Annotated in this window: 6 protein-coding genes; 4 read left to right on the plus strand and 2 right to left on the minus strand. The window is 47.7% G+C overall.

The genetic code is table 11. The features are described from left to right. Positions 1-42: 42 nt before the first annotated feature. Positions 43-1,239 carry an acetyl-CoA C-acyltransferase gene (locus tag VN105_RS19880; RefSeq protein ID WP_325643439.1) on the minus strand — a complete coding sequence of 399 codons (1,197 nt, stop codon included), beginning with the start codon at positions 1,237-1,239 and terminating at the stop codon, positions 43-45. A gap of 454 nt (positions 1,240-1,693) precedes the next feature. Here VN105_RS19880 and VN105_RS19885 point away from each other — a divergent pair, with 454 nt between their 5' ends. From VN105_RS19885 to VN105_RS19900, 4 genes are all read left to right on the plus strand, one after another. Continuing rightward, positions 1,694-3,625 (plus strand): hypothetical protein, encoded by a 1,932-nt coding sequence (locus tag VN105_RS19885; protein WP_325643441.1) that lies wholly within the window; start codon positions 1,694-1,696, stop codon positions 3,623-3,625. A 212-nt stretch (positions 3,626-3,837) separates the two neighbouring features. Then, positions 3,838-4,881, plus strand: coding sequence for a 23S rRNA (adenine(2503)-C(2))-methyltransferase RlmN (rlmN, locus tag VN105_RS19890; protein WP_325643443.1), 1,044 nt, complete (start codon positions 3,838-3,840; stop codon positions 4,879-4,881). 57 nt (positions 4,882-4,938) lie between these two features. Next, positions 4,939-6,501, plus strand: a complete 1,563-nt coding sequence (locus VN105_RS19895; RefSeq protein WP_325643445.1) for a pseudouridine synthase — start codon at positions 4,939-4,941, stop codon at positions 6,499-6,501. A gap of 15 nt (positions 6,502-6,516) precedes the next feature. Then, positions 6,517-7,260 (plus strand): RluA family pseudouridine synthase, encoded by a 744-nt coding sequence (locus tag VN105_RS19900; protein ID WP_325643447.1) that lies wholly within the window; start codon positions 6,517-6,519, stop codon positions 7,258-7,260. 57 nt (positions 7,261-7,317) lie between these two features. On the opposite strand, the gene VN105_RS19905 is transcribed toward VN105_RS19900, so the two are convergent. Further along, positions 7,318-8,811, minus strand: a 1,494-nt coding sequence (locus VN105_RS19905; RefSeq protein WP_325643449.1) for a hypothetical protein, incomplete at its 5' end; no start/stop codon positions are given.

The raw sequence follows: 8,811 nt of genomic DNA on the forward strand, positions 1-8,811 counted from the left end.
AATCAGCGTAATCAGTTTAATCCTGAGTCAGACAAACTCCGCTCAGATCCGCTCAAATACCATAGCAGCCCCCTGCCCCACGCCCACGCACATGGTAGCCAATCCGTATCTCGCACCTCTCCGTTTCATTTCGTGGAGCAAAGTAGCCGTAATGCGGGCACCGCTGCAACCCAGCGGATGCCCGATAGCAATAGCCCCGCCGTTTACATTTACGATATCGGGGTTCAGTGCCAGGTCGCGCATACAGGCGAGCGATTGTGCCGCAAAGGCTTCATTCAGTTCAGCCAGGTGAAGCTGGTTTGCCGTGATACCGGCACGTTGCAAAGCCTTCCTGGAAGCGGGAACCGGGCCTATTCCCATGATAGAGGGATCCACACCCGCTACCGCCATACTCTTTATTTGCGCCAACGGCTGAAGATTAAACTGCTTCAGCGCCTTTTCAGATACAATTAATACGGCGGCGGCGCCATCGTTGATACCGGAAGAATTACCGGCTGTAACCGAACCTCCCTTTGCAAAAGCCGGACGCAGGCCGGAAAGCTTTTCCAGCGTGGTATCACGGGGATGTTCGTCTTTTGAAAAAATAACCTGTTCTTCTTTATTGGGCGTGATGGGTACCGGGATGATCTCATCCTGCCATTTACCCGCTTCCAGGGCCTGTTTGTAAAGGGTTTGACTCCGCAATGCAAAAAGATCCTGTTCTTCCCTGCCTATTTTCCATTGGTTGGCCACATTCTCTGCGGTTTCACCCATAGAAAAAGGATAATACATGTCCGCCAGTTTTTTATTCGTAAACCGCCAGCCGATAGTGGAATCATACATCTCTGTTTTACGGCTGAAAGCCCCGTCGGATTTACTCATCACAAAAGGCGCGCGGGTCATGCTTTCTACACCGCCGGCCAGGTATACATCCCCTTCCCCGCACATGATGGCACGTGAAGCATCCATAATCGCCTGCATACCGGAAGCGCATAAACGATTTACCGTATTCCCCGCTACCGTTACCGGCAATCCTGCCAGCAAAGCGGCCATACGCGCTACATTCCGGTTATCTTCACCAGCCTGGTTGGCAGCGCCGGCAATTACATCTTCTATTACAGCAGGATTAAGTGAAGGATTTCTCTCCATCAGCGCTTTGAGCAGCAGCGCCAGCAGATCATCCGGGCGGACTGTACTTAATGCGCCCCCATAGCGGCCTATAGGCGTACGCACCGCATCTACAATATATGCAACTTGCATGTGGTTGTTTTGGTTTATATGCAAATAAAACACATCCCGTTAACTCAGCCAATAAAACTACGAAACAACATTGCATCCCCGGCGTACCCGGCTCACAAGCGCAAACAGAAAATGTAAACCCTTTCTTCATCTCCCATACCCGGGATAAACAGTTTAATAAAACAGCTGCTAAATCTTCCGGAAGGCGCCTTCCGCAGAAATACTGCTATGCTTCTTCCGCCACCGTTTCAAGTTCACGGCGCACCGTGGCCTCTGCCATGCAGAAATACCGCTATGCTCCTTTTCCGCTACCCCGCGGAGAAAGGTCGCAGATTTTGACCCCGCTTATGCGGAAATTCACAAAAACCGCCAGATATAATCCTATTTCCGCCTTCCAGGAATTGTGACTTGACTGCTCCCTTCGCCGGGACTAGTTTTGCCGCTGTCATTAATTGTATCAAAAAATAACCCCAAAATGAAACACCTTAGTAGCATGGTGTGGCTGGCAACCTGTTTGCTCAGCAACACACCCGTAATTGTGAAAGCTCAACAACCCGCAGGAGAGAATGAGGCAAACCTTTCCGAACTTCTGTACAGACCCATTAAGCCTACCGCCAAAATAATGGAAGGCCCCGAACCTTCCCGGCAGGTGGCAATTCCCCGCGGCGCCGTAAACGTAAGAAATCTCCGGGCCGCTCCTAAATGGAACCTGGCTGCAGACAACACCACAAGGCAAATCAGTATTGATAACCTCCAGCTGCTACCCGACAAAAAAGTGATTACGTTTAAAAAGGCCAATGCCCCCGCGTATTGTACGCCGCCAACTGTAACCATCGGCTGTTGCAGCTATTCCATCAAAGATGAAGTAGCAGGTAAAAGCCTGCTGTATGCCTCTCCGGCAGCGGTATTCAGCAATGAGAACGACGCCCGCACCTTTGCACAAAGCCTGTCGCCCAAAGTGCCGTTTTTCCTTCCGTACACCAATAGCAAGGTATACCCTGCCGGTGCATGGAAATACGATAACGGTAGCGGTCATGGCTCGGTAGACTTCCTCAAAACCAGCGATGCCTACGGCCCCGGGATAGATCCTACTTTTGGCGTGTATGCCGCTGCTGCAGGGAAAGTAGTTACTGCAATGTGGGACCCGTTCTTTGGAAATGTAGTGATCATAGAGCATAAAGCCGCAGACGGCACTTCCTACCGCACCGGTTACTTCCATCTCCGTGGAGGGTTTGACCATGATGTAGCCAATGCGAAGGTCATCAATGTAAAAGACCCTAATGACAAAGATGCCCGCGATACCAAGTATAAAAAATTCGCTAATCTGCCCAACCCATCACAATTACTGTGGGGCACAAATGCCCAGAAGCTAAAAGTAAAAGCGGGAGATAATGTGTACGCAGGTCAGCAAATTGCCTGGGCCGGCAATACAGGCTTTGGCGGCGCCGGATGGGGACTTAACCAGGATGGTACTCCCACCAATCCCAATACGGCTAATAACCACCTTCACTTTATGCTTTGGATAAAAAGTCCGGGTACCGGCGCCGACTGGATGGAGGTAGATCCATTTGGGGTATATGCCACCTCCGAAAGCAGTAACAGCGCCTGCTATGAAATAGGCGCCAATGGCGCGTTCAACCGGTTCTTTGCTCCTTTCTATCCATCTTTTCATAATGTACCGGTGCAATATATTACGCAGTACTGGGGCTACTACACCGGCATGGGTATGGCGCTGCAAACACTGAGCGTGCATAAATCCGGCAACCAGTACCTTGCCTCCGGCTCTTTCCAGCATGGATTGCCCGGCGCCTGGTACTGCCGCATTAATATGAACGGTAACCAGTACCAGCAGTACTTTGACGAGTATTATGGCAAAGGATATATTCCCCGGCAGATCTCCGTTACCAGCGATAATGCGGGTCTCCCCCTGTTCACCGCTATCTGGCAGAAAAGAGGCAATGAAAGCTTTGTCGCCGTGCATAACGTTACTGATGAAGTATATGCCGCCAAATGGAAAACCTATGTGGAACAACAGAAAATGCGCGTAACCGAGCATGTGGTATATTATGCGGGAGGAAAACGCTATCACGCCGGGGTGTTTGGCAGCAATAATCCAGGAGGATTTTACATGTATTATGGTATGAATGCCAACGACTTTGTTAAAAAATTTGATGAACTGAACAAAGCAGGGTTGATGACAGTAAATGTGAATATAGAGGAAAACGGCAGCCAGAATAATGTAGGCGGGCTCTGGTGGCCCCGGAGCAAGGCGTATTATTCTTACTTAAATATGTCGCCGGCCGACTACCAGGCTAAATTCACCGATCTCAGCGCCCAGGGATACCAGCTGTTCCGGGTACAGGGTTATGATAACTCATCGCATTTCGCTGCCATCTGGATGAAGTAAACCCACCAGGGGAGAGAATACCGGAAGCATTCCACACAAATTTTGCTGCCAACTGGATGAAATAAACCGGTACACCAACACAAGCGGGTGCCACAGCTGGAAACGGCTGTGGCACTTGTTTTTAAAGGCCATTCTGTCAGTACGCCAATATTACGTATCTTTGCAGTTACTTTCCGACTGCCGTAAGGCAGCCAGTTGCTCAAATAATGATAATGAAGGCTGACAATAAAAACATCCGGCACCTAAGTTTACCGGCTTTACAGGAATATTTCGGGTCAATAGGCGAAAAGCCTTTCCGTGCAAAACAGGTATACGAATGGCTCTGGCTGCGGCATGCCGATAGTTTTGAGGCAATGACCAATCTCTCCAAAGAATTAAGACAAAAATTAACGGAGCATTTTACCCTTCCGGCTGTGAAGGTAGATGCTATACAGCAAAGCAATGACGGCACCATCAAAAGCCGCTTCCGCTTACACGATAATCATCTTGTGGAAGGTGTGCTGATTCCTACAGACACCCGGCAAACCGCCTGTGTGTCATCACAGGTAGGCTGCAGCCTGAGCTGCAAGTTCTGCGCTACCGGTTATATGGACCGCAAACGTAACCTCGATTATGATGAAATTTATGATGAAGTGGTCCTCATTAACAAACAGGCCATAGAATCATCCGGTAAAAAACTGAGCAACATTGTGTTCATGGGTATGGGCGAACCCCTGCTTAATTACAAAAATGTACTGCAGGCAATTGAGCGGATCACTTCTCCCGAAGGATTGGGAATGTCGCCGAAACGTATTACCGTTTCTACTGCCGGCGTTGCCAAAATGATCAGGCAGCTGGGCGACGATAAAGTGCGTTTTAACCTGGCACTGTCTTTACACGCCGCCAATGATAAAAAACGCAGCGAAATTATGCCTATCAACGATTCCAACAGCCTGAAGGAACTGATAGATGCGTTGAACTACTTCTATAAGGCCACTGAAAATGAAATCTCTTTCGAATATATCCTCTTCAAAGATTTTAACGACTCAAAACAGGATGCTGATGAGCTGATTAAAATATACAGGCAGGTACCTGCTGACCTGGTAAATATTATCGAATACAACCCGATCGATATGGCCAGGTTCCAGAAACCGGATGCTCAAACTGCTGAACAATTCATGGAATATCTTGCAAAAAACCGTGTGAATGCAAGATTACGCCGCAGCCGTGGTAAAGATATCGATGCAGCATGCGGACAACTGGCCAATAAAGGCTGATACTATAATAATATTCCTATTGATCATCTGCGTATGATCATCAATCAATAATAATTTATGAAGAAAAAACAACCTGCTAAAAAAGGGTTTGGTCCATCAAGGGATAACAAATTTGGCAAGAGCGACAAACCAGCAGGCAACCGCAACCGCTCTTCCGCGGATGGCGAAAGGCCAGGAAGAGCATCTGCAAAAGATAACCGCGGCGCTGATAGTTCCTCCTCCCGTAACGGTGATGAAAAACCGTCGTTCCGCAAACGTACTTTCGATAACAACGGCAGGCCGGCCCGTAAAAAAGGCCCCGCCACCGACAGCCTGGGAAATGACAAGCCTCAGCGCGGGAAACGCAACAGCAGCGAAGATAAACCAACGTTCAAACGCAGCTTTGGTGAAAGAAGTGAAGAAAAACGCTCTTTTGGCAGAAGCGATGATAAACGCTCCTTCGGAAAAAGCGATGATAAACGCTCCTTTGGCCGCGATGAAAAACCAGGCTTCCGTAAACGTTTCGATAAAGACGAAAAACCTTCTTACAAACGCAACAGCGACTTCAAAGACGGAAAAGATAAACCAGACAGCGAGCGCGCTTTCAACACTTTCAGAAAAGATAACGAACGCCCGGAACGCACCCGCAGCTTTGACAAAGAAGATAGTGGAGAAAGACCTCCGCGTAAACGCACCTACGGCACAGGAACCGCCAGGAAAAGCGACGACAGCGCCTTCCATTTCCATGGAGAAAAGAAAAAAGGCGGCAAAGAAACACCCAGCGGCTTTAACCGTAAAAAATTCTTTGATAAAGCAAACGAACGCTTCGCCGATAAACAGGATAGAAAAAAAAGTGTAAAAGTAAGAGGCACTAACGATAACGAACATACGAACGAACCCAAAGAAAGTATATTCGGCCCCGGGGAAATGCCGCTGAATAAATTTGTAGCGCATTGTGGTCTTTGCTCCCGCAGGAAAGCGGTAGACCTGATCAAGGAAGGCAAAGTAACCGTAAACGGGAAAGTGGTGCTTGAACCTGCTACTAAAGTAACCACCGCCGATGTGGTAACTATGCAGGATAAAAAAATCACCCCTACCAAAAACCTGGTATACATTCTCCTGAATAAACCTAAAGGCTACATCACCACCACCGATGATCCCGAAGGCCGCAAAACCGTAATGGACCTGATCCAGGATGCAGCAGAAAATGAAAGGGTGTATCCTGTAGGGCGCCTCGACCGCAATACGTCGGGGTTACTGCTGCTCACCAACGATGGAGAACTGGCACAGCGCCTGGCCCATCCGAAACACAATATCAAAAAGATCTACCAGGTAGAACTGGACAAACCACTCACCAAAACCGACTTTGAGAAGATCATTGCTGGCGTAACCCTGGAAGATGGCGTAGCACTGGTAGATGCACTGGGCTATGTGGATCCGAAAGATAAAAAGCAGGTAGGCATCGAAATCCACAGTGGTAAAAACCGTATTGTGCGCCGCATCTTTGAGCACCTGGAATATACTGTGGAAAAGCTGGACCGTGTAATGTATGCAGGGCTTACCAAAAAAACACTGAACCGTGGCCAGTGGCGCTTCCTCAATGAGAAAGAAGTAATCCTGCTGAAACACTTTAAAAAATAACCGCCGAATTACGGAATGCGATTAACAGAACATATTATACTGGAAACACCTGATTTTGTTGTAATAAACAAGCCTTCAGGAATGCTTACATTACCCGACCGTCATGATAATGAGCTTACTTCCCTGATAGCGGTCATGAAAAAGGCATACGGGGAAATATATACCGTACACCGGCTCGACCGCGATACCAGCGGGATTATCCTTTTTGCCCGAAATGAAACAGCGCATAAATATTTCTCACAGCTTTTTGAAAGCAGGGATGTGAAAAAGTTTTACCTGGGCCTCGTAAGCGGGCAGCCGGTACCCAAACAAGGCAATGTAAGCGAAGGTATCATGGAACACCCTGTACAAAAGGGTAAAATGGTCACTAACCGCAAAGGAAAACCCTCTTCTACAGATTACGAAGTGCTTGAGGAATTTGGACTTTTCAGCCTGGTGAGAATGCAGATCCACACCGGCCGTACTCACCAGATCAGGGTGCATATGAAATTCCTGGGCCATCCTATTGCAGTAGATGAATTTTATGGTAGTGCACAACCTGTGATGTTATCTTCCATTAAAAAGAAATTCAAATTGGGCAAACATACAGAAGAAGAACGCCCTTTACTTAGCCGGTTAGCCCTTCACGCATCTATGCTGATCTTTAAGGATCCTTCCGGCAAAGAATATACGATTGAAGCGCCTTTGCCAAAAGATATGAGTGCATTGCTGACACAGTTGCGAAAACATCGCGGCAGGCAGCCGGCCAATGAAGAATAAAATTGATAAGGCCGGGTGAAGTTACCCGGCCTTATTTTTTCATTGTCACTGTCACAACTATTTCACCAGTTCAGTTACTCTTCCCTGGTTGGCTGCTATGGTGTTCCCGTTTTCAAGATAGATCTTACCTTCCCTGTAAACGGCAGGATAAGTTTTCCCATCTTTAAAATAGTTGCCGGGAACCGGGATATCTCCCGCTTTTCCAAGCTTTACCGGTTCTTTAAACCTGTCAATAATCCATTCGCCGGTGGAAGGACGGAACACGGCCATTTCAGCCCTGCCATCGCCATCATAATCGCCGGGAACAGGAATATCGCCAGCCACATGCTTTACCTGCAGCGGGATATTACCCAAACTTGTTTGCCATAAGGAATTGTCGGTGCGGAATATCCCTACATCCAGCAGGCCATCCCCATCATAATCTGCCGGAACAGGAATGCCTTTTTTATGCCCGAACCGGATATTGTCCATACCATTGAAATACCAGGTCAGATTAGACGGCCGGTATACTGCAACATCTGCAAAACCATCGCCGTCATAATCGCCACACACCGGTATATCGCCCTGCTGCCCGAGCGTTACCGTTTCTCCATCCCGGAAATAAAACTTACCTTCTGAAGGCCGGAACACGGCCAACTCCGTTTTGCCGTCACCGTTATAATCTGCCGGGGCGGGAATATCTCCTTCTTTACCAAATGCTACTTCCCGCTGCCCTGCTATTTTCCATACACCATTGGCAAAGAAAGCTATATCAGTTTGCCCGTCGTTGTTATAATCGTGGTAACGGGCTACTGTGGTATGATGCAGCCAGGGAAGCGTAAATTCACTGTCAGCATCTTTTTCTTCTTCCCCGGTATAAGGTGAAAAAGTACGGACGCTGATCAGGTCTTTCGACTTCGAAAATTTCATCAAACGCATTAATCCATGACCGCCATTTGGCCGGCTTTGGTAATCCGACAAAAATGACCTGATAACATTTCCTGCGTAGCCATCCTGCCGGTATCCTTCTCCATTATCTCCCACATGGCCTGATAAGGTTAACATCACATTAGGGTAACTTTTTAACCGGTCGAACACACGTTGGGCCTGTTTTGAAAACTTCGGAAAGCCTTTTTCATTAGTGCCCTTTTTTTTGTTGAAATGAATGATGGAATGACTAACGAGTATGGCTTTCCTGTCGCTGTATTTCTCCAGTACCTGGCTGGCCCACTTGTTCATACCCTCAATATCTTCTCCATAAGAATCATATTCTAAAAAAATACTGATGAACTTCATGCCGCCTGCTTCGAAAAGATCATAATGACTATCGTTGTTATCGCCGTAGTGACCGCCATACCATTTCTTATCTTTAAAATGTGCAATGCCAAAGTACTTGTTGTACTGATCCGTTTTTCCACTTACAGGATACTGGCTTTTAGTCTGATCATGATTCCCTACAGCCAAACCGTATGGAATGCCTTGTGGATATCCCGGTTGCGGTTTTTCCAATACATACATAGATGCAGCGGCGTTTTCCCATTGCTGCGGAAATTTTTCACCATCGTCAGATAT

The sequence above is a fragment of the Chitinophaga sp. genome, assembly GCF_035564935.1.
Classification (GTDB): Bacteria; Bacteroidota; Bacteroidia; order Chitinophagales; family Chitinophagaceae; genus Chitinophaga.